At 60.7% G+C, this 25,976-nt stretch carries 28 protein-coding genes and 1 riboswitch; of the genes, 13 read left to right on the forward strand and 15 right to left on the reverse strand.

The window, feature by feature from the left end; translation table 11 throughout:
• The first annotated feature begins 118 nt into the window (after nt 1-118).
• Together AC2S2E_RS02890 and AC2S2E_RS02895 are read left to right on the forward strand one after the other, a co-directional pair.
• Nucleotides 119-760, forward strand: coding sequence for a TetR/AcrR family transcriptional regulator (locus AC2S2E_RS02890; protein WP_486523619.1), 642 nt, complete (start codon nt 119-121; stop codon nt 758-760).
• Nucleotides 757-1,614, forward strand: a complete 858-nt coding sequence (locus AC2S2E_RS02895; RefSeq protein ID WP_486523621.1) for an alpha/beta fold hydrolase — start codon at nt 757-759, stop codon at nt 1,612-1,614. The genes AC2S2E_RS02890 and AC2S2E_RS02895 overlap by 4 nt, the downstream gene beginning before the upstream one ends.
• A gap of 225 nt (nt 1,615-1,839) precedes the next feature.
• On the opposite strand, the gene AC2S2E_RS02900 is transcribed toward AC2S2E_RS02895, so the two are convergent.
• The 3 genes from AC2S2E_RS02900 to AC2S2E_RS02910 form a co-directional block, all read right to left on the reverse strand.
• The gene (locus AC2S2E_RS02900; protein WP_486524530.1) at nt 1,840-4,146 is read right to left on the reverse strand and encodes a TonB-dependent receptor; all 2,307 of its coding nucleotides are present in this window, start codon (nt 4,144-4,146) and stop codon (nt 1,840-1,842) included.
• A 148-nt stretch (nt 4,147-4,294) separates the two neighbouring features.
• Complete coding sequence (locus AC2S2E_RS02905; RefSeq protein WP_486523622.1) at nt 4,295-5,338, reverse strand: AI-2E family transporter; 1,044 nt, start codon at nt 5,336-5,338, stop codon at nt 4,295-4,297.
• Nucleotides 5,339-5,419: 81 nt separating this feature from the next.
• A complete protein-coding gene (locus tag AC2S2E_RS02910; protein ID WP_486523623.1) occupies nt 5,420-5,893 on the reverse strand; it encodes a low molecular weight protein-tyrosine-phosphatase in 474 nt (157 codons plus the stop codon).
• Between the two features lie 400 nt (nt 5,894-6,293).
• Here AC2S2E_RS02910 and AC2S2E_RS02915 point away from each other — a divergent pair, with 400 nt between their 5' ends.
• From AC2S2E_RS02915 to AC2S2E_RS02925, 3 genes are all read left to right on the forward strand, one after another.
• Nucleotides 6,294-6,683: a group III truncated hemoglobin gene (locus AC2S2E_RS02915; RefSeq protein ID WP_486523624.1), complete on the forward strand. Its 390-nt coding sequence runs from the start codon at nt 6,294-6,296 to the stop codon at nt 6,681-6,683.
• Nucleotides 6,680-7,249: a hypothetical protein gene (locus tag AC2S2E_RS02920; RefSeq protein ID WP_486523625.1), complete on the forward strand. Its 570-nt coding sequence runs from the start codon at nt 6,680-6,682 to the stop codon at nt 7,247-7,249. The genes AC2S2E_RS02915 and AC2S2E_RS02920 overlap by 4 nt, the downstream gene beginning before the upstream one ends.
• 108 nt (nt 7,250-7,357) lie before the next feature.
• Complete coding sequence (locus AC2S2E_RS02925; RefSeq protein ID WP_486523626.1) at nt 7,358-7,813, forward strand: Dps family protein; 456 nt, start codon at nt 7,358-7,360, stop codon at nt 7,811-7,813.
• A 57-nt stretch (nt 7,814-7,870) separates the two neighbouring features.
• Here AC2S2E_RS02925 and AC2S2E_RS02930 read toward each other — a convergent pair whose 3' ends face one another.
• Nucleotides 7,871-8,362, reverse strand: coding sequence for a response regulator (locus tag AC2S2E_RS02930; RefSeq protein ID WP_486523627.1), 492 nt, complete (start codon nt 8,360-8,362; stop codon nt 7,871-7,873).
• Between the two features lie 350 nt (nt 8,363-8,712).
• Between AC2S2E_RS02930 and AC2S2E_RS02935 the strand changes: the two genes are divergently transcribed.
• Both AC2S2E_RS02935 and AC2S2E_RS02940 read left to right on the forward strand, forming a co-directional pair.
• Complete coding sequence (locus AC2S2E_RS02935) at nt 8,713-9,333, forward strand: 6-phosphogluconolactonase (protein WP_486523628.1); 621 nt, start codon at nt 8,713-8,715, stop codon at nt 9,331-9,333.
• Nucleotides 9,321-9,812 carry an NUDIX domain-containing protein gene (locus tag AC2S2E_RS02940; protein ID WP_486523629.1) on the forward strand — a complete coding sequence of 164 codons (492 nt, stop codon included), beginning with the start codon at nt 9,321-9,323 and terminating at the stop codon, nt 9,810-9,812. The genes AC2S2E_RS02935 and AC2S2E_RS02940 overlap by 13 nt, the downstream gene beginning before the upstream one ends.
• Nucleotides 9,813-9,825: 13 nt before the next feature.
• On the opposite strand, the gene dinB is transcribed toward AC2S2E_RS02940, so the two are convergent.
• Both dinB and AC2S2E_RS02950 read right to left on the reverse strand, forming a co-directional pair.
• Nucleotides 9,826-10,944 carry a DNA polymerase IV gene (dinB, locus tag AC2S2E_RS02945; RefSeq protein WP_486524531.1) on the reverse strand — a complete coding sequence of 373 codons (1,119 nt, stop codon included), beginning with the start codon at nt 10,942-10,944 and terminating at the stop codon, nt 9,826-9,828.
• Between the two features lie 72 nt (nt 10,945-11,016).
• On the reverse strand, nt 11,017-11,403 hold the full coding sequence (locus AC2S2E_RS02950) for a UrcA family protein (protein ID WP_486523630.1): 387 nt from the start codon (nt 11,401-11,403) through the stop codon (nt 11,017-11,019).
• Between the two features lie 251 nt (nt 11,404-11,654).
• Between AC2S2E_RS02950 and AC2S2E_RS02955 the strand changes: the two genes are divergently transcribed.
• Nucleotides 11,655-12,908 (forward strand): multidrug effflux MFS transporter, encoded by a 1,254-nt coding sequence (locus AC2S2E_RS02955; RefSeq protein ID WP_476106010.1) that lies wholly within the window; start codon nt 11,655-11,657, stop codon nt 12,906-12,908.
• 581 nt (nt 12,909-13,489) lie between these two features.
• A complete protein-coding gene (locus tag AC2S2E_RS02960; protein ID WP_486523631.1) occupies nt 13,490-13,744 on the forward strand; it encodes a hypothetical protein in 255 nt (84 codons plus the stop codon).
• A gap of 58 nt (nt 13,745-13,802) precedes the next feature.
• On the opposite strand, the gene AC2S2E_RS02965 is transcribed toward AC2S2E_RS02960, so the two are convergent.
• From AC2S2E_RS02965 to crtY, 5 genes are all read right to left on the reverse strand, one after another.
• Nucleotides 13,803-14,750 (reverse strand): phytoene/squalene synthase family protein, encoded by a 948-nt coding sequence (locus tag AC2S2E_RS02965; protein ID WP_486523632.1) that lies wholly within the window; start codon nt 14,748-14,750, stop codon nt 13,803-13,805.
• A gap of 10 nt (nt 14,751-14,760) precedes the next feature.
• Nucleotides 14,761-15,342, reverse strand: a complete 582-nt coding sequence (locus AC2S2E_RS02970; protein ID WP_486523633.1) for an LOG family protein — start codon at nt 15,340-15,342, stop codon at nt 14,761-14,763.
• 269 nt (nt 15,343-15,611) lie between these two features.
• On the reverse strand, nt 15,612-15,941 hold the full coding sequence (locus AC2S2E_RS02975; protein ID WP_486523634.1) for a hypothetical protein: 330 nt from the start codon (nt 15,939-15,941) through the stop codon (nt 15,612-15,614).
• Between the two features lie 234 nt (nt 15,942-16,175).
• Nucleotides 16,176-17,657: a phytoene desaturase gene (locus AC2S2E_RS02980; protein WP_486523635.1), complete on the reverse strand. Its 1,482-nt coding sequence runs from the start codon at nt 17,655-17,657 to the stop codon at nt 16,176-16,178.
• Complete coding sequence (gene crtY / locus AC2S2E_RS02985; protein ID WP_486523636.1) at nt 17,654-18,892, reverse strand: lycopene beta-cyclase CrtY; 1,239 nt, start codon at nt 18,890-18,892, stop codon at nt 17,654-17,656. Before crtY ends, AC2S2E_RS02980 begins: the two co-directional genes overlap by 4 nt.
• Before the next feature lie 209 nt (nt 18,893-19,101).
• A riboswitch (TPP riboswitch) is annotated at nt 19,102-19,207 on the forward strand.
• A gap of 82 nt (nt 19,208-19,289) precedes the next feature.
• On the opposite strand from crtY, the gene AC2S2E_RS02990 reads away from it, so the two are divergent.
• The 3 genes from AC2S2E_RS02990 (at nt 19,290) to AC2S2E_RS03000 (ending at nt 22,330) form a co-directional block, all read left to right on the forward strand.
• Nucleotides 19,290-19,691: a hypothetical protein gene (locus AC2S2E_RS02990; RefSeq protein ID WP_476106017.1), complete on the forward strand. Its 402-nt coding sequence runs from the start codon at nt 19,290-19,292 to the stop codon at nt 19,689-19,691.
• A gap of 17 nt (nt 19,692-19,708) precedes the next feature.
• A complete protein-coding gene (gene thiC, locus AC2S2E_RS02995; RefSeq protein WP_476106018.1) occupies nt 19,709-21,571 on the forward strand; it encodes a phosphomethylpyrimidine synthase ThiC in 1,863 nt (620 codons plus the stop codon).
• 348 nt (nt 21,572-21,919) lie between these two features.
• The gene (locus tag AC2S2E_RS03000; RefSeq protein ID WP_486523637.1) at nt 21,920-22,330 is read left to right on the forward strand and encodes a DUF4440 domain-containing protein; all 411 of its coding nucleotides are present in this window, start codon (nt 21,920-21,922) and stop codon (nt 22,328-22,330) included.
• A 266-nt stretch (nt 22,331-22,596) separates the two neighbouring features.
• On the opposite strand, the gene AC2S2E_RS03005 is transcribed toward AC2S2E_RS03000, so the two are convergent.
• The 4 genes from AC2S2E_RS03005 to AC2S2E_RS03020 form a co-directional block, all read right to left on the reverse strand.
• Nucleotides 22,597-22,887 carry a hypothetical protein gene (locus tag AC2S2E_RS03005; RefSeq protein ID WP_476106020.1) on the reverse strand — a complete coding sequence of 97 codons (291 nt, stop codon included), beginning with the start codon at nt 22,885-22,887 and terminating at the stop codon, nt 22,597-22,599.
• Between the two features lie 380 nt (nt 22,888-23,267).
• Complete coding sequence (locus AC2S2E_RS03010) at nt 23,268-23,696, reverse strand: cupin domain-containing protein (protein WP_486523638.1); 429 nt, start codon at nt 23,694-23,696, stop codon at nt 23,268-23,270.
• A complete protein-coding gene (locus AC2S2E_RS03015) occupies nt 23,696-24,637 on the reverse strand; it encodes a 1-phosphofructokinase family hexose kinase (RefSeq protein WP_486523639.1) in 942 nt (313 codons plus the stop codon). The genes AC2S2E_RS03010 and AC2S2E_RS03015 overlap by 1 nt, the downstream gene beginning before the upstream one ends.
• 7 nt (nt 24,638-24,644) lie before the next feature.
• Complete coding sequence (locus AC2S2E_RS03020) at nt 24,645-24,950, reverse strand: alkylphosphonate utilization protein (protein ID WP_476106023.1); 306 nt, start codon at nt 24,948-24,950, stop codon at nt 24,645-24,647.
• Between the two features lie 175 nt (nt 24,951-25,125).
• On the opposite strand from AC2S2E_RS03020, the gene AC2S2E_RS03025 reads away from it, so the two are divergent.
• A complete protein-coding gene (locus AC2S2E_RS03025; RefSeq protein ID WP_486523640.1) occupies nt 25,126-25,938 on the forward strand; it encodes a hypothetical protein in 813 nt (270 codons plus the stop codon).
• Nucleotides 25,939-25,976 lie beyond the last annotated feature (38 nt).

A 25,976-nucleotide genomic window follows, 5' to 3' on the forward strand; every position in this document is an offset into this window, starting at 1 on the left:
TCCCAAGGGGCCTTGCGCCTGAATGGTAAACCTTGCCGGGTAAACCTTGCGCTTTGGGCCTGCTTGGGCATAATAGTGAAAAATGAATCACGCTTCAAATTAGAAAGCGGCTTGAGCGATGTCTGAAACGAAAAATGCCCCCGCGCCCGCGGCAAAACCGGCCTCCAGCAAGGTGCCCAAAACCGAGCGAGGCCGCCGCACCCTTCGCGCGCTGCTGAACGCGGCGGCCGAAGAGTTTGGCGAAAAAGGCTTTCACGATGCCGCCATCAGCCAGATCACCGCGCGTGCCGGCGTCGCGACAGGCAGCTTTTACGTCTATTTCGACAGTAAGGAAGCGATTTTTCAGGCACTTGTCCGCGATCTGTCGGGTCAGGTAAAGGATTTCGTCGCCCCCCGCATCGCCGCTGCCCCGGACCAGATCGCCGCCGAACAGGCGGGCCAGCTGGCCTATCTGGAATTCGTGCGACAGCATAAAGAGATCTATCGCATCATCGATGAATCCGAATTCGTCGATCCGGCCGCCTATCGCGAACATTACACCAAATCGGCCACCCGCATCGCCACCCGCCTGCAATCGGCGATGGAACGCGGTGAAATCAGCCAGGGCGATTGCGAAGTTCGCGCATGGGCGCTGATGGGCATCAACGTGTTCCTTGGCCTGCGTTACGGCGTGTGGGGCGATGAAGCCCCCGCCGACATCGTGCGCGAAGCAGGACGTTTCATAACCAGCGGCCTGGCCCCACAGGAGGAAAAGCCATGATCGAAGGTCTGCCCCGTCATTGGCGCAGCGCCGATGGCCTGAACCTGTTCGGCCGCGATTATGCCGCCAGCGCGGGCGCGGCCCGGCTGCCGGTGGTATGCCTGCACGGCCTGACCCGCAATTCGCGCGATTTCGAAAATGTCTCGCCATGGATCGCGGCGCGGCACAGGCGCGTGCTGGCGCTGGATATGCGCGGGCGTGGCATGTCGGACCGCGATCCGGCGGAAAATTATGATATTGCCACCTATGTTGATGATATCACCGCCCTGCTGGCGCAATTGGGCATAGGGCAGGCGGTGTTTGTCGGCACGTCAATGGGCGGGCTGATCACGGTGGAATTGGCCACGCGCCACCCCGAACTGGTGGCGGGCGCGGTGATCAATGATATCGGACCACAGCTCTCCATGGTCGGCCTTGGCCGGATCGCGGGCTATGTCGGTCAAGGCAAACCCCTGCCCGACTGGCAGGCCGCAGCGGACGCCTGCGCGGCCATGAACGCGGATGTGTTTGCCCATTACGGCCCCGCCGACTGGATGGCCATGGCGCGCCGCCTGTTCCGCGAGGATGATGGCCGGATCATCGCCGATTACGATCCCGGCATTGCCCGTGCCCTTGCCCGCATTGTGGCCGACCCCGATCCTTGGGGCAAATGGCATGATTTCGCCGCGAAACGCCCCGTGCTGGTGCTGCGCGGGACGGTGACCGATCTGCTGAACGAAGATGTGGCGCAGGCGATGGTGGCGGGTAAACCCCGCGCCGTTCTGGCCCCGGTGCAGGGGGTGGGCCACGCGCCGATGATGGACGAGCCGGATGCCCGGGAGGCAATGGCGCAGTTTTTTGACGAAGTTGAATAGGATGCGAGGGTCATAACCCTCGCGCTCCCGTTACTGTCTGCGTGGCGCATGGGGTTCGGCGTTTTGTGTCCGACGCGGCGTTGAACAATGAAAGCCTGCGGCGCCTGTTAAAAGCGCCGCAGGCTTTCAATTAACGGCCATCTCACCCCTTCGCAAATCTGGCGCCACCCCATTAACGGGATTGCCAAGGGCTTTCGCCCTTGGCCCGCCGGAGGCACCCCTATCTTAAAAATTCACCGTCGCCGTCGCAAACACCTGACGCGGATTACCCCAATAGGTGGTCAGCACGCCTTCTTTGCCCAGCGTGGGGATCAGATTGCCCGCCCCGGTATAGGTCAGCGCGCCCGTGGTGGCATTGCCCGCCACATAGGTATAGCCAGAAGTCTTGTACCGCTTGTCGGCCAGGTTCTTGCCGTAAATGCCCAAAGACCAGCGCCCACCGGGCGCGCGATAAACAAGGCTGGCGTCGAGCAGCGCATAGGCGGGCTGGTCGAGATAGGGGTTGGGCACTTCGAATTGATAGGTCGTGCTTTTCCACGAAACGCCGCCCGACAGATCCAAGGAACCCGACGGCACGGGAATCGCATAGGTGGCCGAGGCATTGCCGGTCCATGCGGGCGTGTTCTGCACCTTGCGATTGGCGGCCACATCGGTCGGCTGACCTGCGATCAGGGTGATATATTTCAGATATTTCGCATCAATATAACCCAGAGAGCCGTTCAGCGAGAGAGCGCCCAGCTTGAGCTTGGCTTCCGCCTCGACGCCCTGCATCCGCGCCTTGCCGGCGTTCGACACCACGCCGCAGAAACTGGGCAGGCCCGACACAGTACAGGCCACCGAGCCGGGGATCTGCACATCGGTATAATCCATTCGGAACGCCGCCAGATTGAGCGCCAGTTTCCGGTCGAACAGGCGCGTCTTCAGGCCGATTTCATAGCTGTCAACCTTTTCCGGACGGAAACTGAGGAACTGCCCCTGCGACACGCCCGCAGGCGCATTCACACCCACGCCGCGCGGGTCAAACCCGCCGCCTTTAAAGCCCTGACTATAGCTGGCATAGATCGTGTTGTTGGTGTCCGGCTTCCAATTCAAAGAAACGCGCGGGGTGAACTTGGTATAGCTCGCGCTGCCAAGGAAATTGGTGCTGGGTGCGCCAAAGGCCGTCCCCGCGCCGCCAAAGGTGGGCGAACCGCCGCCCAGATAGCTCTGACGCAGGATCTGGGCATAGCGCTTGTCCCAAGTATAGCGCCCGCCCGCCTCGATGCTCAGTTGATCGGTGATGTCATAGGACATGTTGACGAAACCGGCCATCGTGTCGGTGCGGATATTGGCGTCCGTATAGGCGGTAAAGCCGGGCAGCGTGGTGAACAGGCGCACGTCAAACTGGGTCAGAGCCGTTGCATAGAGGTAATAGAACCCCGCCATGCCGTTGAACCGGCCCTTGCTGTAAAGCACCTGAAGCTCCTGGCTCCATTGCTTGTTGCGGTAATAGGCGGGCACATCGACGTCTTGCGACGCGGTGGCGTCAAAGTCGATGGGCGAGGCCGAATCGTCCTTGCGGAAGGCGGTGATCGAGCGCAGCGTCAGCGCCTCGGTCGGCTTGGCCTCAAGGAACAGCGACCAGCCCCAGGCCTTCACATCCTGCTTGGGGCTGTTGAGGCCCGCCTGCGTGTCGAACACATTGGCCAGCACCGGCGCGCCGCTGAATTGCCCCGGAATTTCGCGATGGCCGCCGCGCGGGTTTGACAGGTCATGGGTGTAATCGCCGGTCAGGCGGGCAAAGATCTTCTCCCCATGCACCTCGATCGTGCCGCGTCCGGCATAAATGTCCTTGTTATAATTCGAGCGCCCGGTGGTCAGATTAGTGCCGAACCCGCCGCGCGTCAGGCGGGCAAAGGTGCCGCTGGCCCGGATCAACCCATCCTTGGTGATCGGGCTGCTGACCGTGACCACGCCATCACCCTGATTATAGCTGCCATAGGTGCCGCGCAGGCCGAAGTGAAAGGAATCGCCGATCTTCTTGGTCACATATTTGATCGCGCCGCCGATCGTGTTACGGCCATAAAGCGTGCCCTGCGGTCCGCGCAGCACTTCGACGCGTTCGACATCGTAAATGTCCAGCACGGCGGCCTGCGGACGGTTGAGATAGACATCGTCCAGATAGATGCCGACGCCCTGTTCAAAGCCGGAAACGGGGTCTTGCTGACCCACCCCGCGGATAAAGGCCGAAAGGGTCGAATTGGTCCCACGCGAAGGCTCCAGCGTCACATTGGGCACTTCATCGGCCAGCGATGTGATGTCGGCAAAACCCTTGGCGGCCAGTTGATCCCCGCTCAGCGCGGTCATGGTGATGGGGACGTTGTTCAATGATTCGTTGCGGCGGCGGGCGGTGACGATGATGTCGCCATTGCTGGCCGCCGGGGCGGCTTGCGCCAGAACCGGGGTTGGCAGCGCGCCGATGGCCACGCTGGCCAAAAGGGTTGCGGCGAACGGAATGGCTACGGGCGGACGGATGCTGTTGCGGGCGTTCAATGCCATGGTCCTCTCCTTGCGCGGCGGTCTTTTGCGCCAGCGTCTGAAGTGAACAATATTGAAAGGTGAACCGGCTTTCAACTTTGAATTTCAGGCACACCGAAATATCCCTGTTAAGGCGTTGCTAACCGGCAACATGATGGCAGGTTCAGATGTCCGTTTTAGGCCCGGCGGGACGCTTGGGCGTGCGCCCCAACATCGCTCCGATGTAAAGATGCTGAACCAGAATATAGCCGACAATCGTCAACGGCGCGGCCAGCAGCACACCGGGAGGGCCAAACACCGTGCCCGTCGCGATCACCGTGAACAACAACACCACCGGGGGCAGATCGACCGAGCTTTTCTGGACCATGGGTTGCACGACATGACCCTGAATTTGTTGAACAAGCACGAACAGGCCGATGGTCCACAGGCCGGTCGTCGGGCTGGCCGAAAATCCGACCAGAACGCCGGGAATCGCGGCCAGAACCGGGCCGAGATAGGGAATGAAATCAAACGCCCCCGCCAAAATCGCCAAAGCATAGGCCGAAGGAACGCCCAACAGCAGCAGGCCCGCCAGTGTCAGCGCGGCGATGAACAGGCTCGATACCATTTGCCCTTTAAGCCACAATTGCAGTCCGCGCCCGCAATCATCCAGCGCGTCGGCCATCAATCGTTCCACCGAACGCGGCAATAGACGCAGCATCCCGGCGCGGTAAAAGGCCGGATCGACGGCAAAGAAAATGCCCCCCACAAACACCACCGCAACATCGGCCACCACCCCGCCGATCGAGATCACAAAGCCGCTGGCCCGCTGAAATATTGAGGAAAATTGCTCTTTGGCAACCTTGGCCATTTCCGACAGGTTATAGTCGATATGCCACCGGTCCAGATAGGTCTGCGCCGCATCCACCGCACCGGGCAATTGTCGGCCCAGTTCCACAAACTGATCCGAAACCAGCCCGCCGAACATCGCGCCCAGCCCGGCAAAAATCGCCAGCAAGGACAGAACCGCCAGCCCCACGGCCGCGCCATTGCCCAGCCCCAGCCGCAGAAAATGCCCTGCCAGCGAACGCAAGACCACCGCCACCACCACCGATGCAAAGACCAGAATCAGCAGATAGGACAGTTCCACCACCAACGCGGCCAATGCCACGATGAACAACAGAGCCAAAGCCTTGCGGGTGAAACCAATCAGATCATCGTCGCGCATGATGCCTCTTTGCCAAGAGCCGAATTGCCATGACTTATGCCATAGACCGGCGCGAAGGCATTAAAAATCGGCGAAAATTATTCAGGCTCCACAGCGCAAGTGTTCGACCAATGCCTGAGCCGCCGTCGCGATTTCATCCCATGCGATCGCGAAATCTTCCGGCCCGCCGTAATAGGGGTCGGCCACCGACTGTCCCTTGCGCCCCGGAACGTGGTCCAAAAGCAGGGAAAGGCGGGCGGGCGCATTGTCGGGCGCGATACGTTGAAGATCGGCCAGATTGGCCTCGTCCAGCGCGATAATATGGTGAAAGCGGTGAAAATCCGCACGTTCAACCTGTCGCGCGCGCAGGCCGGTGATATCCACGCCATGCTTTGCCGCCTCGGCACGGGCGCGCGGGTCGGGCGCTTCGCCAATGTGCCAACCGCCCGTTCCGGCCGAATCGACATAGACGTCTATGCCCATACGACTGGCGGCCGCACGAAATGCCCCCTCGGCCAAAGGCGAGCGGCAAATATTGCCCAAACAGACAAAAAGGACTGAGGCTTCCGACACCATCGGAAAAGAACGTAACCGCGATTGCCGCGCCTGTCACTTGCTACAAAGCCCAGTTTTGTGCGATTTTTGTAAAAATACGCCTCATTGTGAGACAGTATAAACGGCTAATATACCGCTTAGGTGTATTTGCAGTAATCCATACAACCAGACAGGCGAAACCTCGCACCCATGCGCCTGATACAAGATTTCGCCCATCGAGCATTGCGATCCATCGCCCCGCCTGCTTCAGAGCGACCTCGGAATAGTAACTCAATTCAAGAAGTAGACAATGCACTCGCGACGAGGTGCGCAGCACTTTCGACGAACGGAGTGCATGCCGCGATGGCCCAACTGTACCGCGGCGATACGGGCGTAAAACAGGCGCTTTGCAACGCCGCAAACCGGGGCTAGGCCGCGAATCGTGACCCAATCCTCCTCCCCTCACTCGGTGCAATTGCGCCACCCCGATCTGGCTCGCCTGGTCGAGCATTTTTATGGCCATGCGCGAGGGGACGCGCTGCTTGGTCCCGTCTTTGCGCGGGTCCATGACTGGCCGCACCACTTTCGCGCGCTGACGGCTTTTTGGGCCACGCAATTGCGCGGGCGCAGCGTCTATCGCGGGGCGCCCATCGCGGTCCACCGCGCCATGGCGGGCCAATTGACACCCGCCATGTTCGACCGCTGGCTGGCCCTGTGGGACATGTCCACCGACGCCGTCATGGAACCACAGGATGCCGCGGCGTTGCAGGCCCATGCCCGGCGCATTGCCGATGTGATGCGCGCCGCCATCTTTGATGGAGAAACGACATGAATGCGGCGCTCTGGGCCATGGTCGGGTGCTTTCTGGCCGGGATTGGCGCGCGCGATCAGATGTTGGTGGCGGTGCTGACCGCTCGTTTGGGGCGCCATGGCGGGTTGCTGATGATGGGGGCCATCACCGGCGCTCTGGCCAGCGGATTTGCCGCGTGGTTTTCGGGCGAAATGGCCGCGCAAATGACCTATCCCGCGCGTCTGGTGCTGGCCTGTTTCGCGCTGATCGCGGCGGGCGGAGAAGCCTTGCTGTTCCGCCCCAGTTTCAAGGCCAAGGAACCGACGCGCTCGCTCTTTGCCGCAGCATTGGTGCTGTTGATGCAACAGGCGGCGGATGCGGCGCGGTTTATCGTGCTGGCCGTGGCGCTGGTCGGGGATGCGCCCATTCCGGCGGCGGCAGGCGGCGCAGTGGGTACGGGCTTTGCACTCTTGCTGGGCTGGCTTGCATCGAACGCAATGCTGGATGCACAGGGCGGCATTGTTCAGATTCGTCGATGGGCCGGGGCCGTCCTGCTGGGGGTGGGTATTGGGCTTTCGGGGTGGATCTGGTTCGGATTCAACGGGTAAGGGCCATGCTTAAAATCGCAAATGACGATTACAGTTGCCCATTTCATTCGTTTTTACAATTACAACCCCCGCGCTAAAAAGCCTCAACACTTTCAGAGGCAAGCGCATATGAACGACCACAATACCAAAACCGCCCTCGTCCACAGCCTGAACGGTTTGCTGGCCGATCTCTTCACGCTCTATCTCAAGACCAAGAGCTTTCACTGGCATGTGAAGGGGCCGCAGTTCCGCGATCTGCACCTTTTGTTCGATGAACAGGCCGGGGCGATCTTTGCGCTGACCGATATTGTCGCGGAACGCATCCGCAAAAATCAGGGTGAGGCCCTGACCGGCATCGGTGCCATCGCATCGGCATCGCGCATTGCCGATCAACCCCGCGCCGATCTGGCCGCGGCCGACATGATCGATGAATTGCGCCGCGACAATCTGACGCTGATCGGCGCGATCCGCGAGGTCAAGGCCGCCGCAGGCGCCGCGGGCGACAATGCCACCGAAGGCTTTGCCGACGATTGGACCGATCAGGCCGAAACCCGCGTCTGGTTCCTGTCCAGCCATCTGGCATAAGAAAACCCGGCCCTGTCGCGATGGACAGGGCCGGGCCGTCTTCAATGCGAAATGAAATCAGATCTTCTTGATGATCCGGCGCAAGGATTGGGTCATCATATTTACCTTTTCCTTTTTGGTGATGTATTTCCACGCACCATTCTTGCCCGCCCGGAACACATCCATTTCCGCCTTGGACGAGGTCAGAACCACGGCGGGAAAATCCACCAGCATCCGCGCCTTCATATCGGCCAACAGGGCAAAGCCGTTCATACGCGGCATCGACAGGTCAACCAGCGCGAGATTGGGCGTGAACTTGCGCCCATCGATGATTTCCAAGGCTTCGACGCCGTCATAGGCGCGCACGACATTCTTGACGCGGGGAATATTCTTGAGGGCTTCAAGGATAATAAAGGCGTCGGCATCATCATCTTCGACCAGAAGGATGTCGACCGTCTTTTCTTCGGTGATGGCTTCCTTCGACTGAAGCAAAGCCGGCTTCACTTCGGTATCACGGTCTTTTTCAACAACCGTGGACTGTCTTTCGTCTAGAACATGCTCAACAAGCATTACTTCCTCCATTAGCCCCCTCAAGGCCAGACATGAATTTCTGAATTGGCGTCCCCAACCAATTCAAAAGATCGACGGGAGGAAACATAGACAGATTTGATTTTTTTGATCTTAGGAAGGGTATAGTAAAACATACTGATTTAATGAAAATTAAACTACGCTATAATCAGACAAAACAACCGTTTGCATAGGCTTATCATCCATCAAGCCTATGACATGTAAATAGACCCTTCCGGCGTACTTCCCGTAAGATTCTCGTTCGGATACTTAGGCATATTCGCCGATTAATGTGCCCAAGCATAGGTTTGCGCCGCTTTGCCCTAATCGCGGCGCCCTGCTATCAAGGGCGCATGGCCGACATTTCCATCCATCAAGGCGCCAGCGACAGCGCCATCGCCACCTGGCTTGCCCAGTTTCTGTTCAACGCACTTGCAGCACAGTCTGGCGAAATTGCCATTTCGCTGCCCGGTGGGTCGACGCCTTTCCCCATTCTGGCCGAACTGGCGCAACAGGGGGTGCCGTTTGACCGCATCGCGATCTGGCCCGGCGATGACCGCGTCGTTCCCGAAGATCACGCAGCCTCCAACGTCGGCCGCATCCGCGCCGCGCTCGAACCGCTGGGCGCGCGGATCGTGCCTTTGACCGAAGGCGCAACCCCGCCCCATTTCGCGCTGGTCTGGCTGGGCATGGGCAATGACGGGCACATTGCCTCGCTTTTCCCCAACACAGATCCCCGGCCTGATGCGCCTGCGCGCGTTCTGCGCCTGACGCCCGATCCTTTGCCGCCAGAGGCGCCGTTTGATCGCCTGTCGCTGACCATCCCCAGCCTTGTGGCGGCCGACGCCATGATGTTCGTGGCGCGCGGCGCGGAAAAAGAAGCGATCTTTCGCGCCGCCATGGCCGGTGAGCATGACCTGCCGGTGGCCCGTCTGTTGCGCGCGGCACAAGCGCCGGTCACGTGCTTTACCTGATCGCCGAAACCATCCTTGGGCGCCTGCCCGCGCCGTTGCATCGCATCGCGCTGCGCGGGGCCCATGGATTGCGCAAGGCGTGGTGGCGCGTGCGCCGCCCCGGTCTGGAAGGCTGCCGCATCCTTGCGCTGGATGAAACCGGGCGCGTGCTGCTGGTCCGCCATTCCTATGGCAAGACGCATTGGATGCCGCCCGGCGGCGGGATGAAGCGCGGCGAAGACCCGTTGCTGACGGCGCTTCGCGAATTTTCCGAAGAGATCGGCTGTATGCTGATCGCCCCGCGCCTGATCGATGTTGTGCAGGAAGGGCTGCATGGTGCGGACAACCGCGTCCATGTCGTGATCGGCCTGTGCAAAGGCATGCCCGCGCCCGACATGCGCGAAATCACCGATGCGCAATTCTTTGCCCTCGATGCCTTGCCCGATGATCTGCCAAAGGGTTTGAAGGAACGCCTGCAGCAATGGTTGTCGGCGGGTTGATCGTGGCGGGGCGCTAAAACAGCGCCATTTGTCCATTGCCCTCAACGGGCGCGGGGGTCTCTGGCGCCTCGAACCCCGACAGGGTCATGCCCATCAACCGTACCGGCAAGGGCAAGGGCAAAAGGTCATTCAGCAATTCCCGCCCGATCGCGGCAAGTTCATCCCGCCCCGCCACAAACCGGTCCAGTGTGCGCGCATGGGTGCGGATCGAGAAATCGGACAGGCGCAGCTTGAGCGTGACCGTCCGGCCCTGTGCCTGCGCTTTGGTGATGTCGTCCCACACCATTTCGATAATCCCCTCCAACACCTGACGCAGGCCGGGGCCGGTGGAAATATCGCGATCAAATGTGCGCTCTCCACCAAGGGATTTGCGCGGGCGATTGGGCTTGACCGCGCGCAGGTCAATCGCCCGCGCCGCGCGATAGAGATAGTCCGCCAATGATCCGAAATGTTCGCGCAGGAATGCAATGTCATGCCCGCGCAAATCCGCCCCCGTTTCAATGCCCAGCGCGGCCATCTTTTCCGCCCCGCGCGGACCGACACCGTGAAAGCGCCGCACCGGCAGGCTGGCGACAAATTGCGCGCCTTCGCCGGGGCGGATCACGCAAAGGCCGTCGGGCTTGTTCTGATCGCTGGCGATTTTGGCGAGGAACTTGTTATAGCTGACCCCCGCGCTGGCGGTCAGGCCGGTTTCCGCCTTGATGCGGGCGCGGATCAGTTCGGCGATGCGGGTCGCGCTGCCGATGCCTTTTAAATCCTGCGTGACGTCCAGATAGGCTTCATCCATCGCCAGCGGTTCGACCAGCGGGGTATATTCGCGGAAAATGGCGCGGATCTGCTGCGAAACCTTGCGGTAGGCCTCAAATCGCGGCGGTTTGAAAATAAGGCTGGGACAAAGCCGCGCCGCCGTCACGCTGGGCTGGGCCGAGCGGACGCCGAATTTGCGCGCTTCATAGCTGGCCGCCGCGACGACGCCGCGTTCGCGGCTGCCGCCCACGGCGACGGGTTTGCCGCGCAGCGCTGGGTCGTCGCGCTGTTCGACGCTGGCAAAGAAGGCATCCATGTCGACATGGATGATCTTGCGCAGGCCCGGCGCGCTGATTTCCTCATCCTGTGCCGGTTCCGATTCCATGGACGCCACGATAATGCCCCGATGCCGTTTTGGCACCGGGGCATGGCAAGATATGAACATAAAAAGAACGCTTCAACGCTGGGCCAGCTGCTTCGCCTTCATTTTGACGGCAAAATTGGTGATCGCATTGTCCAGCGCCTCTTCCTTGCACTGACGATAGGCGGCGCGGGCCTTGAGCGGGTCGGTGATGCTGGTGGCATCGTCGCACACCATATGCGCGGCCGCGGCCAGACGGTGGCGCATGGCGCGGCGGCCCTGATCCGTGGTCAGATCAAGGTCGGCATAGGACACGCGGATCGCGGGCATGTCGCCTGCAACCTGCTCGAACTGCTGCGACGTGATCGGGGCGGTCGCGGCATGGGCGGGCATGACAAAAGTGAACGTGGCAAGGCCCAAAGCGGCCGTGGTGGCGAAGCTGAGTGCGAGGGGGCTGAGGGCGTTGGTGCGCGAGATGGACATGGTCGGTATCCTTCTGATGGTTCGTTGGTTTCGTTCAAACCGGCGTTTGCCGGATGTCAGAAGGATTGCAGGGGGCGTGCCAATTTCACGAAATTGTGTAAATTCAGTTATTTATGAATTTTCACGCATTTTTCCGACACCGCCAAACCTGAATAAATAGCAATATTTCCCATTTATCATTGTAATTTTCACCACATTATTTGTTTCTTCCGGGACTAGCCATTTTGGCGCCATGTCGCCATGGTGAATTCATGACGTCTCCCTCCCCCGGGCCTGCCGAAAAGAAGATTGGCGGGCTGGAATTCATCCTTCTCATGGGTCTGGTTCAAGCGCTTCAGGCGCTCGCTGTGGACTCGATGCTGCCCGCGCTGGGCGAAATGGCGCGCGATCTTGGCTCGCGCGATCCCAACGAGCGCCAGCTTGTCGTGGGCGTGTTCCTGATTTTCAGCGGGCTGGGCTGTCTGGTTCCGGGGGCTTTAGCGGACCGTTTCGGGCGGCGTCCGGTGCTGCTGTCCTGCATCGCGGCCTATGTCATCTGTTCGGCGGCCTGCGGGCTGGTTCAGAATTTCTCGCAATTGCTGGTGCTGCGCGCGCTGGTGGGCTTTGCCTGCGCAGGTTTGGCTGTATTACCCGCCGCGATCATCCGTGATCTGCACGAAGGCGACCGGATGGCGCGCATGCAATCGACGGTCTCGATGGTCTTTATGATCGTGCCCATGATCGCGCCCAGCGTGGGTCAGGCCGTGCTGTTCCTGGCTAGCTGGCGTTGGATCTTTGGCGTGATGGCGCTGATGGGCGTGGCGCTGGCCACGTGGATTGCGCTGCGCCTGCCCGAAACGCTGCGCCACGAGTATCGCCAGACCATCAGCCTGCCCAATATCGGCCGCTCGATGATCGAGGTGACGACGACGCGCGCCGCATTGGGCTATGTGTTCGGCATGGCGCTGATCCAGTCGGCCATGTTTGGCTACATCAATTCGTGCCAGCAATTGGTGGGCGAGCATTTCGGGGCCGGAACGCGCTTTCCCCTGATCTTTGCCGGGATGGCGATGGTGATGGCCACCACCAATTTCATCAATTCGCGCATCGTCATGCGTTTCGGCGCCCGCCGGGTCAGCCACACCGCCTTGGTCGTCTATATCGCCACCAGCGCGCTGCAATTCTATATGGCCACCCGCCCGGATGAGACCTTGTGGGAATTCGTGCCGATGATGACGGTCAACATGTGCTTGCTGGGCTTTTTGGGCGCGAATTTCTCGTCCATCGCGCTACAACCCTTTGCCAGCAAGGCGGGGGCAGCTTCTTCGGCGCAGGCGTTTATTCGCATGGTGCTTGCCTCGTGGCTGGGCGCGTTGATCGGTCAGGCCTATGATGGCACGGCGCGCCCGCTGGCCTTTGCGCTGCTGACGGCGGGCTGCGGCTGCCTGACGCTGATCCTGTACAGCGAAAAGGGCGAATTGTTCCGCCGCCGTAACCCTCCCGGCACGACCTATCCGGTGGCCTGAAGGGGGCTGTTGACGCAACCCCTGCATCGTGACCGGACCGAGCGCGAGCAAGTGTAACATCTTTTAATCCGCCATACGCCAGCGCCGCGTCATGGTTTAGGTCCACCTATGCGCGACACTTCGGCCTTCGCAATTGCAACATAGGGTGGAGTTCCCCACCGAACGTGTTGACCGAATTGCTCAATCCAGCAATCCTAACATGCGCCGCTCGATCACTTAATAATAACCACTAAGGATATGACGAATATTCTTTTTCAGGCATATTCATTCACGACTATGATTTATTGTTCATCCTAAATGTATATTCGCAAATTGGGCCAAAAATTTGCCATTTTGCACATGATTTCGCCGGCCGCCTGCAAACAACGGTTCGCATATTGCAAGTGGCATGCAGGCTGATCCGATTCAAAATGCAATGAAATCGCCAAAATGGCCGCCGATTTCAGAAAATAATCCCATTTGGTTCAAGATGTCACCAAACCGTTCACCATCAATTTTTACAATTTGATCACCGCTCCTTACAGATAGTTAACGCCTGTTTTCAAAGGCTATTTCGCCAAAACAGAACAGGGGTCACCAGTATGAGCGTGAATTTGATCGTGATTTTGGCTGCTACAAGTCTGGCCGCAACCCACGCGACCGAGGCGATACGTTCATCCCAAGCCTTGCCCAACGCCCATGCCGCACAAAACAGTTCGGCGGGGAAAAATCACCCCGTTGGTACCGAATGGGCCTATGAAAAATTCAAGCACAGTGCATCGCACAACGTGAACTTTCCGGTTCGCCCCAACCCCCACGCCTGCGGCGCGCATGGCGTGGCAATCTCGGCCTGCTGAACCGGCGGCATTCATCACGAACGACCGGCCCCGTCACAAGGCGGGGCCAACCAGCCCTTCACACCCGCGCAACCGCGCGCGCCAGATCCCCCCGGCGATAGGGCACCATGGGCACCTGCGCAGGCGGCGACGCCATCGCCCCGATCAAGCCCGCAGTCAGGAACCGCAGCTTTTCCGCCTTGCTGGTGGATACGCGAACATCCCAAGCCTTTGGCCCACGCTGGGCCACTTTGCGGGCAATCGCGCCATAGATGCCCGCCGCCGACAGCACGGCCCAACGGCACCGAAACGGCAGACGCGCCGCCCCCGCCCGCGCGCTGGCCTCATAGACCTGTGCCGTGGCGCACATGCGCGCCACAATCCCGACCAAAGCGGCACGATGTTCAGGCGCCATCAGGTCTGCCTCACGCACCCCCGCATTGGACAACCAGTCAGAGGGCAGGTAGCAGCGCCCCGCCGCGTGATCCTCGGCAATGTCGCGGGCGATATTGCCCAATTGAAACGCTATGCCCAGATCGCTGGCCCGGTTGAGCGTGTCGGCATCTTCGGGATCAACGCCCATCACCAGCGCCATCAACACGCCCACCGCCCCGGCGACGTGATAACAATAGCCCAGCATGTCCAGTTCGGTTTTGGGCCTCCATCCGGCCGCATCCAGCGCAAATCCGGCAATTACATCGCCGGTATGCACCGCATTGATCCCGCATTCGGCGGCCACCACGCCCAGCGCGTCGAATGCGAAATGCCCGGTCGCATCCCCGCCCAGCGCTCGTGCGGTCAAACGGCGGATCTGCTCCAACCGCTCCGCCGCCCCGGCCTGCGCACCCAAGGCGCCACCATGGTCCTGATCATCGGCCAGATCATCACACGCCCGGCACCAGGCATAGAGCAGCCAGACCCTTTCCCGCGTGGCCGCATCAAACAATTTCGATGCGGCGGCAAAGCTCTTGGATCCTCGCGCGATGCTCTCACGCGCCGCCTCGACCAAAGCCGCCCGGTCTATCATACCCGGCCGATCACAGGGTCTTGGGGTCCATGCGGATGATCTGCTCACCCGGTTCATGGGCCGCCATCCGGTCGAGCAGCAGGTCCAGCTCACGCTCGGCCAGAATGATGCCCTGATGCGCGGGGCGGATAAAACCGACCTCGCCCATGTGGCGGTTAAACGCCAGCAATCCGTCATAGAACCCAAAAGCGTTGAGCAAACCCACCGGCTTCTGGTGATAGCCAAGTTGCGCCCAGCTGACCGCTTCCCACAGCTCATCCATCGTGCCCACCCCGCCCGGCAGGGTCAGGAAACCGTCCGAAAGACGCTCAAACGCGGCCTTGCGCTCATGCATCGTCTCAACCGTGATCAATTCGGTCAGGCCCGTATGCTCAACCTCTACATGGGCCAGCGCCACCGGGATCACGCCGATCACCTCGCCCCCGGCCTCCATCGCCGCGTCCGCCACAGCCCCCATCAGGCCAAGCCGACCGCCACCATACACAAGCCCAATCCCGCGCCTTGCCAGCTCGGTGCCCACTTCACGGGCCAGTTCGATATAACGGGGATCGGCGGGAGTGGCTGAGCCACAATAGACAGCAATGCGTTTCATGCCCCCCACTTTAGCGATTGTGCAGGGGATGGCCAGATGGGTCTTGGGGGAATTTTGGGGATGGGATTTTGTTGATGTGCGTGTGCCTCCGGCGGGCAAAGGGCGGGGGCCCTTTGCAATCCCGATACTGTCGGCGATGCGTCACGGGTGCAGCGTTGTGTATTGGAGGGAAGTTGCGGTGTTTTATAGCCGCTTCGCGGCGGGGGATGGCCGGAATGTTGGGGGAGAAACAGGCATAGACCGCCACTGGCTATGACCGGGACTGGTAGTTATCTGCCACTCTGCCTTAAACGAGAAAACCAACCGATCATGGATGCACACACGGCAAGCGTGACGACCCACACTATGTAATCAGCTTTGAAGGCAAACTGTAGAGCCAATGGAATAACCGTGAAACCAATCAGCATCAGCGCCCCAGGGAGCCACCATAAACCGCGAGCAATCAGAACGATAAGCGAGGCAAGCGCGAATGCCGCAAACAGCATCAATGCCGTCGGAACTTTCGTTTGATCGGACCTCCAATCAAGGTTCAGGTAGAAGATCCAGTAGCTTATCGTGAGCACTACGGCATAGGTGATGAGAAATGCGATCCGTTTCATCCAAAGATGATTGCAGCCGATCCGATTGTCCGCAAGTGGGGCGCTTGCCACCATTCATGCAACGGCAGCTTTGACACCGGATCCTAAACGTCTTTCTTCTTCCCGCGAAGCGGCTTATTCGCCCCTCCAAACTCACCCCCAACACCGCCTCTCGCCCAAAACCGCCCAGTAACGGGATTGCAAAGGGCCCCCGCCCTTTGCCCGCCGGAGGCAAAATAACCCCCCAACAAAAACCTACCCCGCCAAATCCTCTATCATCAACCCGGCGGTGGCTTTCGCACTGCCTACAACGCCGGGAATACCCGCCCCCGGATGCGTCCCCGCGCCGACCAGGTACAGATTGGGGATCACATCATCACGGTTATGCCCACGGAACCACGCGCTCTGCGTCAGGATGGGTTCGAGGCTGAAGGCGCTGCCCATATAGGCTGAGAGGTCGGTTTCGAAATCGGTGGGGGCATAGTGGAACTTGGTGGCGATCCGGTCGTGGATGTCGGGGATCAGGCGGCGGCCCACTTCGTCCAGGATGCGCTTTTCAAGGATGGGGCCGACTTCGTCCCAATCGACCGACAATTTGCCGCGATGGGCGACGGGCACCAGCGCATAGAAGGTGCTGCGTCCTTCGGGCGCCATGGACGGGTCGGACGCGGTGGGATGGTGCAGATAGATCGAGAAGTCGCGCGGCAGCACGCCATTGTCGAAAATATCCTCAAGCAGTCCCTTATAGCGCGGCCCGAACAGGATCATGTGATGCGGGATCTGGGGGAATTGCCCCTCCAGCCCGAAATGGACGACGAACAGGCTGGGCGACCAGCGTTTGCGCGCCAGCGATTTGGCATAAGCCTGTCCACGCGGCGTGTCGGAGAGCAGGTCGCGATAGGTGTGCATCAGGTCGCCATTGCTGGCCACGGCGTCGAAACGTTCGCGCCAACCACTTTTGGTTTCAACCTCATGCGCGCGGTTGCCGATCGTGTGGATCTGCACCGCGCCATCATTCAGGCGCATGACCCCGCCGAGCCGTTCAAACAAAGCCGCCATGCCCGCGACAAGGCGATTGGTGCCGCCCCGCGCCCACCACACCCCGCCATCCTTTTCCAGCTTGTGGATCAGGGCATAGATGCTGCTGGTGGCCATCGGATTGCCGCCGACCAACAGCGTGTGAAAGGACAGAGCCTCGCGCAGCTTTTCCGATTCCACGAAACCGGCGACGCGAGAATAGACACTGCGCCACGCCTGATGCTTCATCAACGCGGGGGCGGCCTTGATCATGCTCTTGAAATCAAGAAACGGGACATGGCCCAGTTTCACATAGCCTTCGCGGTACACCTCGCCCGCAAAGTCCAGAAATTGCTGATATCCAGCCAGATCGCCGGGCGCGACGCGATTGATTTCGCTGCGCAGGCGGGCTTCGTCATTGGAATAATCGAAATGGCTGCCATCGGTCCATTGCAGGCGGTAAAAGGGCATCACCGGCATCAATTCGACGTCGGTTGCGATGTCCTGTCCCGACAGGTTCCACAATTCCGACAGGCATGACGGGTCGGTGATGACGGTCGGCCCCGCGTCAAACGTATGGCCGTCGCGTTCCCACACATAGGCACGCCCGCCGGGTCGCTCTCGCGCCTCAACCAGCGTGGTGGCAATGCCGGCCGATTGCAGGCGAATGGCCAGAGCCAGTCCGCCAAAACCGGCACCAATCACACAGGCCTTTTTCATGAATCCTCAGTTTCCCCGGCAAAGGCCGGTATGGTTGTCGTTTCCAAAACACCCCCGATCGCGCCCAGATCGGCCAGCCCCCGTCCGCCATCCAGCAAACAGGCCACAGCCGCGCCAATAGGCACCGGAGGCCGCCCCATCAACAATCGGATGCGGTCGGCCCATGTTGATTGCCCCGCATAGAAGCGCTCGATCAACCTGTCATTTAGGCGGTAAAAGCGGGCAAAGACCCGGTGGCGCTGATCCGGCACGGCGGCGCCAAACAACATGCGGGCCAGCAGGCGGTAGAACCCGCCCGATTTCCAATGGTCGCGGGCAAATTGCTCGACCCTGGCGGCCAACACCGGGCCCGACAGGTCCGGCATATCGGCAATCATCGCCGCCACCCGTACCGCCGTGGGCAGCGAATAGCCCGTCAGCGGGTGAAACAATCCCGCCGCCACGCCAATCCGCGCCACGCCATGTCGATTGTCGCGCAGGTCATGGGGGTCGCCATCGGCCACGACCGGCAACACCCCCTGCTCCTCGTGCAGGACCTCGGCGACGGTCCACCCCTTGCTTTTGGCATAGGTGGCAATGCGTTCGCGCAAGGCGGGCGCATCAATGTCGGGCGTGTCGGAATAATAGGTATCCTCGACAAACACCGTATCGGGCGAAAAAGGCAGGGCATAGACGAAGCGGAACCCGTCATGCTGGGTCCGGTTGCCGTCCATCACGATGGGGGCGGTCAAACCATGGGGGGCGCTGGTGCGCAGCATCTGGCCCACGAATTTTTGCCACCCGCCGCGCATGCCGGGAAAGGCCGTTGACCCGCGCGCATCGATCACCGCGCCCGCGCGAAACTTTCGCCCATCGGCAAGGGTGAAGCCCCCGCGATCAAACGCCGTCACGGTCGCGCCCGTCAGGATCGAACCTTGGGGCAGGCTTTCGCGCAGGACCGCGTCAAAGCGATCGCTGGATATCGTGCGATAGGGGCTGCTCAAATGGCGACGCTTGCCGGTGAAGCGGACGCTGTAACTGCTCCAACGCGCCACGATCAAAGGTTTAAGCAGCCATCGCGCGGAAACCGGAATATCGCTGAGGAAAAAGGACCAGAGGTGATTGCCCCCCAGCCTTTCGTCCCGTTCCACCAACATGATCCGCAAATCGGGCCGACGCGCCGCCAAGGCCAGCGCCACCAGCCCGCCTGCCAATCCGCCCCCGAGGATGGCAATATCCGTGTCATGTCCAGCCATAGACCAGAGTCTATGTTACCCCAGACCAACCGGCAACCGCCCAAACAGGCAAATGCCAAGGAAATTTATCTTGGCTGCGATGCTGTTTGGGGCATGGCCGACCGGGACGATGGCGGTGCCGGAACCGCCCCTGACAAATCCACCCAATTCTGCGCGAATTCGCCCGCAACGCGCGCTTGCCAAGGGCCGCGCCTTGGCATAACCTGTGATCAATATCCCCGGGGAGCCATGTGGCTGAGAGGTGGGCGTAACGCCCCACGACCCGTTGAACCTGAACCCGTTAATCCGGGCGTAGGGAGGGAACGAGTCTGTCGGCCCGGTATGGTGCCCCCCGCTCCTCCTCTCCTGACGCCGCAGAAAAAAGGCGAATAAAAAACGAAAAAACAAAGGAGAAGGTATGCAGGAAGCTGGAGATCCCACGGCTTGGAGCGCTCTTATTCTTGGTCTGGCCGCCTTGGCCGCAGGAGCAGGGGCGCTTAGGCAACCGGGCGTTTGGCAGACCATGATCGGCGAGGTCGAAGGATCACCCGCCCTACAATTCCTGTGCGGTATGCTGGAATTGATGGTGGGGTCGCTCGTTTATCTGGCCAATCCATGGATACCGCATGACCTTCTTACCTGCATCATCAAGGCGCTGGGCGGATTGATGATGGCCGAGGCTTTGGCCATCCTATTCGCCTGCGATCTTTACACCCAGATGTGGCTCAAAACCCTTGGTAATTTTCACAAGGGCTGGGCCGGCATCACCACTCTTATCGGGCTTGTCATGACCGTGATTGGTATGGCCCGCTTCGGATAGACAGCAGAAAGACATCCATGGCCGACATCAACTCTCCCCTTGAAATTGGCGTCACCACCGGCGCCATCCGTGGCTCGAAGAAGATTTACGTCCCTTCGCCCAGCCATCCCGAAATCAAGGTAGCGATGCGCGAAATCGCGCTGGAGTCGTCGGCCAGGGAACCTGCGGTGCGGGTCTATGACACGTCCGGCCCCTATACCGATCCCAATGCCACGATCGATATTGCCGCCGGCCTTGCCCCGCTGCGCCGCGAATGGATTTTGGCACGCGGCGATGTCGAGGACTATGAAGGCCGCGCGATCAAGCCCGAAGACAATGGCTTGAAAGGCCCGGATCGCAGCGGCGGCGTGCCCGCCTTCCCCGGCGTCAACACCCGCCCCCTGCGCGCCAAGGCCGGGGCCAATGTCAGCCAGATGCACTATGCCCGCCGCGGCATCGTCACCCCCGAAATGGAATATGTGGCCCAGCGCGAAAACCTTGGCCGCGCCATCCTGAAGGAAAAGCTGGAGCGTGACGGGCAAAGCTGGGGCGCGGAAATCCCCGATTTCGTGACGGGCGAGTTCGTGCGGTCAGAAGTGGCGCGGGGCCGCGCCATCATTCCCTCGAACATCAACCATCCCGAATCCGAACCGATGGCGATTGGCCGCAATTTTCTGGTCAAGATCAACGCCAACATCGGCAATTCGGCGGTGGCATCGGACGTCGCCAGTGAAGTCGACAAAATGGTCTGGGCCATCCGCCACGGCGCCGACACGGTGATGGACCTGTCCACCGGGCGCAACATCCATGACACGCGCGAATGGATCCTGCGCAATTCGCCCGTCCCCATCGGCACCGTGCCCATCTATCAGGCGCTGGAGAAGGTCGGCGGCATTGCCGAGGATCTGACGTGGGAAATCTTCCGCGACACGCTGATCGAACAGGCCGAACAGGGCGTCGACTATTTCACCATCCATGCCGGCGTTCGCCTGCCCTATATTCCCCTGACCGCCAAGCGCGTGACGGGCATCGTGTCGCGCGGCGGCTCGATCATGGCCAAATGGTGTCTGGCCCATCACAAGGAATCGTTCCTTTACGAACGGTTCGACGAAATCACCGAGATCATGAAGGCCTATGACGTGGCCTATTCGCTGGGCGATGGCCTGCGCCCCGGTTCGATTGCCGACGCCAATGACGAGGCGCAATTTGCCGAACTCTACACGCTGGGCGAACTGACCAAGCGGGCGTGGGAACAGGACGTTCAGGTGATGATCGAAGGCCCCGGCCATGTGCCGATGCACAAGATCAAGGAAAACATGGACAAGCAGCTGGCCGCCTGCGGCGAAGCCCCGTTCTACACGCTCGGGCCGCTCGTGACCGATATCGCGCCGGGTTATGACCACATCACGTCGGGCATTGGCGCGGCGATGATCGGCTGGTTCGGCACGGCGATGCTTTGCTATGTCACGCCCAAGGAGCACCTCGGCCTGCCCGACCGCGATGACGTGAAGGTGGGCGTGGTGACCTACAAGCTGGCCGCCCATGCGGCGGATCTGGCCAAGGGGCATCCGGCGGCGAAGTTGCGCGACGACGCCCTGTCGCGCGCGCGTTTCGAATTCCGCTGGCGCGACCAGTTCAACCTGTCGCTCGACCCCGACACCGCCGAGCAGTATCACGACCAGACCCTGCCCGCAGAAGGCGCCAAGACGGCCCATTTCTGCAGCATGTGCGGGCCGAAATTCTGCAGCATGAAGATCACGCAGGAAGTGCGCGAATTCGCGGCCAAGCAGAACGCGCCCATCGAAACATTTGCCGCCGCGCAGGACGCCGAAGCGGGCATGGCGCAGATGAGCGAGAAATATAAGGAAGCGGGCGATCTCTACATTCCTGCTGCGGAATAAGGGTTCGGTTTGAGTGGATGAAAGGGTCGGGGGCCGGGGTGGTCGTCGGCCCTTTTTTGTTTGATGCCTCCGGCGGGCAAAGGGCGGGGGCCCTTTGCAATCCCGATACTGTCGGCGGTGGGATGCGATGGCGGCCTTGCGGGAAATTTCAGCGTTTTGATTGTAAAGCCTGCGGCGCTTTTAGCGCGAGTTTGCTGCGCCGCAGGCTTTCAACACCCATGCCCAGAAACGCCACCCCGCAAACCACCCGCAACCCCAAAACGGGATTGTTAAGGGCCCTCGCCCTTAACCCGCCGGAGGCAAATACCCCCTTCCCTTCCCCCCAAAAATCCCGCAGCGGTGAATCCCATGCAAAACCCCGCCGCCGATCTTGCCATCCGCCTGCGCCGCGCCGCGTTCAACCGCGCGCTGGAACAAGGCGACCTTGACGCCATCACGCCGATCCTTGCGCCCAATGTGACCTTGATCACCGGCACGGACAGCGCGCTGCTGAACGGGCGCAAGGCGCAATTGCTGGCGTGGAAGCGTGAATTTGCCGCCCCTGCGGCCCAGCGCTCGATCTATGTCCGGACACCGGAAACCATCATCGTCAGCGCCATTGAACCCATCGCCATGGAACACGGCGCATGGCGCGGCGCCGCCGTCGAGGGCAAAGTGCAAGCATCGGGCACCTATGCGGCCAAGTGGCGCAATCTTGCCCCGATGGGGCCGGATGCCAATTGGGTGCTTGTCGCAGAGATTTTCGTAACGCTGGCCTGAAACCATCAACCAAGTCAGCAAAAAGAGTTCATAAAATTCGCCAAAGTGGCATTTCATTCATGGATTTGTCAGATCAGCACTGCCATATGGATCTCGCGGCCTAGTCGGCTCTTATTGAAGAGGCTACCAACCCGACTGGGCCGCAACTCTTCCCCAAATTTCTGCGCGCAAGCAAAAGGGCGGCCGGAAGTCATCTTCCAGCCGCCCCTTGGGTTTTGTAGCGCGTATTTCAGCTTTGGAACCGACCCGTTTCCGGGTCCAGGTTCTTACTGGCCTTCGACAACTTCCTTGCTGTCGAGGTGCTGAACTTCGTGCATGTCAAAGTTCACGGGAGCCTTGTTGAACGTGCCCGAAACGCCATTCTTGGTCACCTTCAGTTCGAAGGGCACCTTGCCGTTGTAGGCCGAACCCTTGAGAACCTTCACGCCGTTCTGAACTTCCGAGGTGTAGGTGTAGGTCACGCCCTGATAGGTGAAGCTCTGCTTGGGAGCTTCGTCAGCGAAAGCAACGGTGGGCAGAAGAGCGAAAGCAGCGGCAGCGATAACAGTCTTGATCACGGCAAATTCCCCTATTTGGTTAGGATTCATTGCCTCGAAGCACCCTTTATGTTGTTGAACCCCGTCTATCGTGAATGGTGGGATTCGAGCAATTGCATTCACCAACGAGTTGATTGCATTTTTTGCAAACGGCGACAGCCCTGCCTAAAATTAATGTCCACCTATCTCGTTAGAATTCGCCATTATTCCTCGGAATTGGGGGATTTTTGATGTTCCGTCGCCTTCAGATCCGCATAAGGCTTGAATAGGAATGCATACAAGTTTCACCCGTTCATCCTGGTAGAATGATCCAAATTCATCAAAGAATCATCAGATCGAATCACTGAATTCAAATCAACGAAAAACCATTTTGGAATGTTGCGTCGCAACAAAGAACCGAATCACCCCGGATGCCAATCGGGATCGGCCAATTCAAACCCTTCGAACCGGAATCCCGGCGCCACAACGCAACTGACCAAGGCCCAACCGTCCTTCGCCCGCGCCGTTTGCCAATATCGCGTCGGGATCACGCCCTGCGGCTCATCCCCCGCCAGAACATCGCCGCCCAAACGGATCCAGCGCACCGGCCCCGCATCATCCTCCGCCACGCCCAGATCCAGCGCCGACCCGGCGTGCCATAACCACACTTCGGCGGCGTCGATCCTGTGCCAATGCGACGTCTGCCCCGCCTCCAACAGGAAATAGATCGTGCTGACGCACCCGCGATCAGGCCCTTCGCGCCATAATTCGACGTACCATCCACCCTCGGGATGCGGCTGCATGCCAAGGCGTTCGATTATCGCCACAGCCTTTGGATCACGCTCTGCCATCACAACTCTCCCAAAGCTTCCCACATCTGCCGCACCGCTTCCGGGTGGCACAGGTCCGTGCCGGGCGACAGGACCGCCGCCGTCCCCGCCGCCATGCCCCAGCGGAATGCACCCGCTGCATCTTCGTCGCGCAAAAAGCCATGGACCATACCGCCCACGAAACTGTCCCCCGCGCCCGTCGCGCTCTTAACCGGAACGTCCAGCGCGGGCCGGACGATCACCCCGCCCGCATGGGCCAGAACCGCCCCTTCGTGCCCCATGGACACCGCGACATGGGCCGCCTTTCCGGCGCGCACCATATCCATGGCCGCCTCGCCCACATCCTGCGCCCCGTCCAGCTTGCGCCCGACCAGCGTTTCAAATTCGCCAAGGCTCGGCTTGACCAGATAAAGCCCGCCCTGCTCCAGCGCAGCGGCCAGAGCAGGCCCCGATGTATCGACCACCAGCCGCACATCGCGCCCCGCCAACCCCGCCGCCAGCCGCGCATAGAAATCCACCGGGACGCCGCGCGGCAAAGACCCACTGGCCACCAGCCATCCGTGATCCAGACCCGCCACCCGGTCAAAGGCCGCCTGCCACTCCGCCTCGCGGATCAAGGGACCATCGGGGACAAAGCGGAACTCCTTGCCGCTGGCCCTTTCATACACCGCCAGCGATTGCCGCGTATGGTCACGGATGGGGATGCGAAACCGCTCCAACCCATGTTGGTCCAGCAATTCGTCGAGCAAGGCCCCCGTGGCCCCGCCCGCCAGATAAATGACCTCGACCGCGGCAGGCGATAAATCATGGCCCAATCGGGCCAGCACGCGCGCCACATTGATGCCGCCCCCGCCCGGATCGTAACGCTCGTCATGCGTGCGGATCTTGTGGGTGGGGAAAACCTGCTCGGCCTCGCACGAACCGTCGATGGCCGGGTTCATCGTCAATGTGGCGACGCGCATCGGGCATTTACCTCTTGCGGACGAATTCGGCGCGCAGCACCAGCCCCTTGATCCCGTCATAACGGCAATCGATCTCTTGCGGATCGCCCGTCAGGCGGATCGATTTGATCAACGTGCCGCGCTTCAACGTCTGGCCCGCGCCCTTGACCTCCAGATCCTTGATCAGCGTCACCTGATCGCCATCGGAAAGCAGATTGCCCACCGCATCGCGCACTTCGACCGTATCGGCAGCGGCCTGTTTGGCGGCCAGTTCCGATGCGGGCAGCCATTCGCCGCTTTCCTCGTCATATACGTAATCTTCTTCGGCGCTCATGTCGGTTCCTTTCATATGCCCCTTGGCACGCCATCCGTGCCTTGGCCATCGCGCGGCCTGTAACGGGTAACAAATTGTCGCGCTTTGCGCTGTGTCAGCCTGCGTTCACGCGGATCATGTCAGCTATGTTGCCATAGTTTTTCAGCGTTCGAATTTTTCAGCAAGGACCCGCGTCATGTCCATCGCTTTTCAAAAGACCGTGCTGGCCGCCAGCGCTCTGGCCGCCGGTATGTCGCCCCTCGCCTCCACCTTTGCCTCTGCCCAGATCGGTGGTCAGGGCTATTCCGATCCGGCCTATTCCGCGCAGGAACCCTATAACGGCCAAGCCTATAACGGTCAGCCCTATAATGGCCAGCCGCAAGGTGGCTATGACTATCGCAATCCCCCGCCCGAACCGTCGGCGCCCGAAGGCTATGACGGCCGCACCCTGCCCCCCGCCCCGCAGGGCTATGTCGCGGGCGCCGAGGATCGGGCCGCCGATGCACGCTATGCTGCGGACGCCGAAAACTGGGCGCGCAACAATTGCGTAAAATCGCGGGGCAACACCGGGGCGGGCGCTCTGGTGGGCGGCGTGCTGGGCGCGATCATCGGGGGCGGATTGGCCGGTCGCCATGACACGGGCGTCGGCATGGCTGCAGGCGCGGCCATCGGCGCCGTGGGCGGCGCGGCCGTGGCCAGCAGCAGCGGCGGCGAAACCAGCCCCGGTTGCCCGCCGGGCTTTGTCGTGCGCGGCGGCGCCCCTGTCTATGCCTATGCGCAAAGTGATTATTATTACGCGGCGCCCTCGTGGTATCGCCCATGGGTCTATGTCGATAATGCGTGGATCTATCGTCCCTATCCCTATCACGGATGGTATTACCGCACTTATCGCCCGATGCCCCGTGGCGGCTATTACGGCGGTCCGGGCCGTGGCTGGGGCGGTCCGCGTGGCGGCTATTACGGTCGCGGCGGATGGGGCGGCGGTTGGGGTCACGGACACCACCACTAAGACCTGAATGAATGACACAAGTTCGGGCGGCATGGGCA

The sequence above is a fragment of the Novosphingobium sp. 550D genome, assembly GCF_057401885.1.

Coding starts and splice junctions, on each gene's coding strand:
- AC2S2E_RS03015 (WP_486523639.1), bottom strand. CDS start 24,637: ATGCGCGTCGCCACATTGACGATGAACCCGGCCATCGACGGTTCGTGC.
- AC2S2E_RS02990 (WP_476106017.1), top strand. CDS start 19,290: ATGCAGGAAGCTGGAGATCCCACGGCTTGGAGCGCTCTTATTCTTGGT.
- AC2S2E_RS02925 (WP_486523626.1), top strand. CDS start 7,358: ATGAACGACCACAATACCAAAACCGCCCTCGTCCACAGCCTGAACGGT.
- AC2S2E_RS02965 (WP_486523632.1), bottom strand. CDS start 14,750: ATGATAGACCGGGCGGCTTTGGTCGAGGCGGCGCGTGAGAGCATCGCG.
- AC2S2E_RS02975 (WP_486523634.1), bottom strand. CDS start 15,941: ATGAAACGGATCGCATTTCTCATCACCTATGCCGTAGTGCTCACGATA.
- AC2S2E_RS03020 (WP_476106023.1), bottom strand. CDS start 24,950: ATGAGCGCCGAAGAAGATTACGTATATGACGAGGAAAGCGGCGAATGG.
- thiC (WP_476106018.1), top strand. CDS start 19,709: ATGGCCGACATCAACTCTCCCCTTGAAATTGGCGTCACCACCGGCGCC.
- AC2S2E_RS02890 (WP_486523619.1), top strand. CDS start 119: ATGTCTGAAACGAAAAATGCCCCCGCGCCCGCGGCAAAACCGGCCTCC.
- AC2S2E_RS02950 (WP_486523630.1), bottom strand. CDS start 11,403: ATGTCCATCTCGCGCACCAACGCCCTCAGCCCCCTCGCACTCAGCTTC.
- AC2S2E_RS02955 (WP_476106010.1), top strand. CDS start 11,655: ATGACGTCTCCCTCCCCCGGGCCTGCCGAAAAGAAGATTGGCGGGCTG.
- crtY (WP_486523636.1), bottom strand. CDS start 18,892: ATGGCTGGACATGACACGGATATTGCCATCCTCGGGGGCGGATTGGCA.
- AC2S2E_RS02960 (WP_486523631.1), top strand. CDS start 13,490: ATGAGCGTGAATTTGATCGTGATTTTGGCTGCTACAAGTCTGGCCGCA.
- AC2S2E_RS03025 (WP_486523640.1), top strand. CDS start 25,126: ATGTCCATCGCTTTTCAAAAGACCGTGCTGGCCGCCAGCGCTCTGGCC.
- AC2S2E_RS02920 (WP_486523625.1), top strand. CDS start 6,680: ATGAATGCGGCGCTCTGGGCCATGGTCGGGTGCTTTCTGGCCGGGATT.
- AC2S2E_RS02930 (WP_486523627.1), bottom strand. CDS start 8,362: ATGCTTGTTGAGCATGTTCTAGACGAAAGACAGTCCACGGTTGTTGAA.
- AC2S2E_RS02905 (WP_486523622.1), bottom strand. CDS start 5,338: ATGCGCGACGATGATCTGATTGGTTTCACCCGCAAGGCTTTGGCTCTG.
- AC2S2E_RS02970 (WP_486523633.1), bottom strand. CDS start 15,342: ATGAAACGCATTGCTGTCTATTGTGGCTCAGCCACTCCCGCCGATCCC.
- AC2S2E_RS02980 (WP_486523635.1), bottom strand. CDS start 17,657: ATGAAAAAGGCCTGTGTGATTGGTGCCGGTTTTGGCGGACTGGCTCTG.
- AC2S2E_RS03010 (WP_486523638.1), bottom strand. CDS start 23,696: ATGGCAGAGCGTGATCCAAAGGCTGTGGCGATAATCGAACGCCTTGGC.
- AC2S2E_RS02935 (WP_486523628.1), top strand. CDS start 8,713: ATGGCCGACATTTCCATCCATCAAGGCGCCAGCGACAGCGCCATCGCC.
- AC2S2E_RS03000 (WP_486523637.1), top strand. CDS start 21,920: ATGCAAAACCCCGCCGCCGATCTTGCCATCCGCCTGCGCCGCGCCGCG.
- AC2S2E_RS02910 (WP_486523623.1), bottom strand. CDS start 5,893: ATGGTGTCGGAAGCCTCAGTCCTTTTTGTCTGTTTGGGCAATATTTGC.
- dinB (WP_486524531.1), bottom strand. CDS start 10,944: ATGGAATCGGAACCGGCACAGGATGAGGAAATCAGCGCGCCGGGCCTG.
- AC2S2E_RS02895 (WP_486523621.1), top strand. CDS start 757: ATGATCGAAGGTCTGCCCCGTCATTGGCGCAGCGCCGATGGCCTGAAC.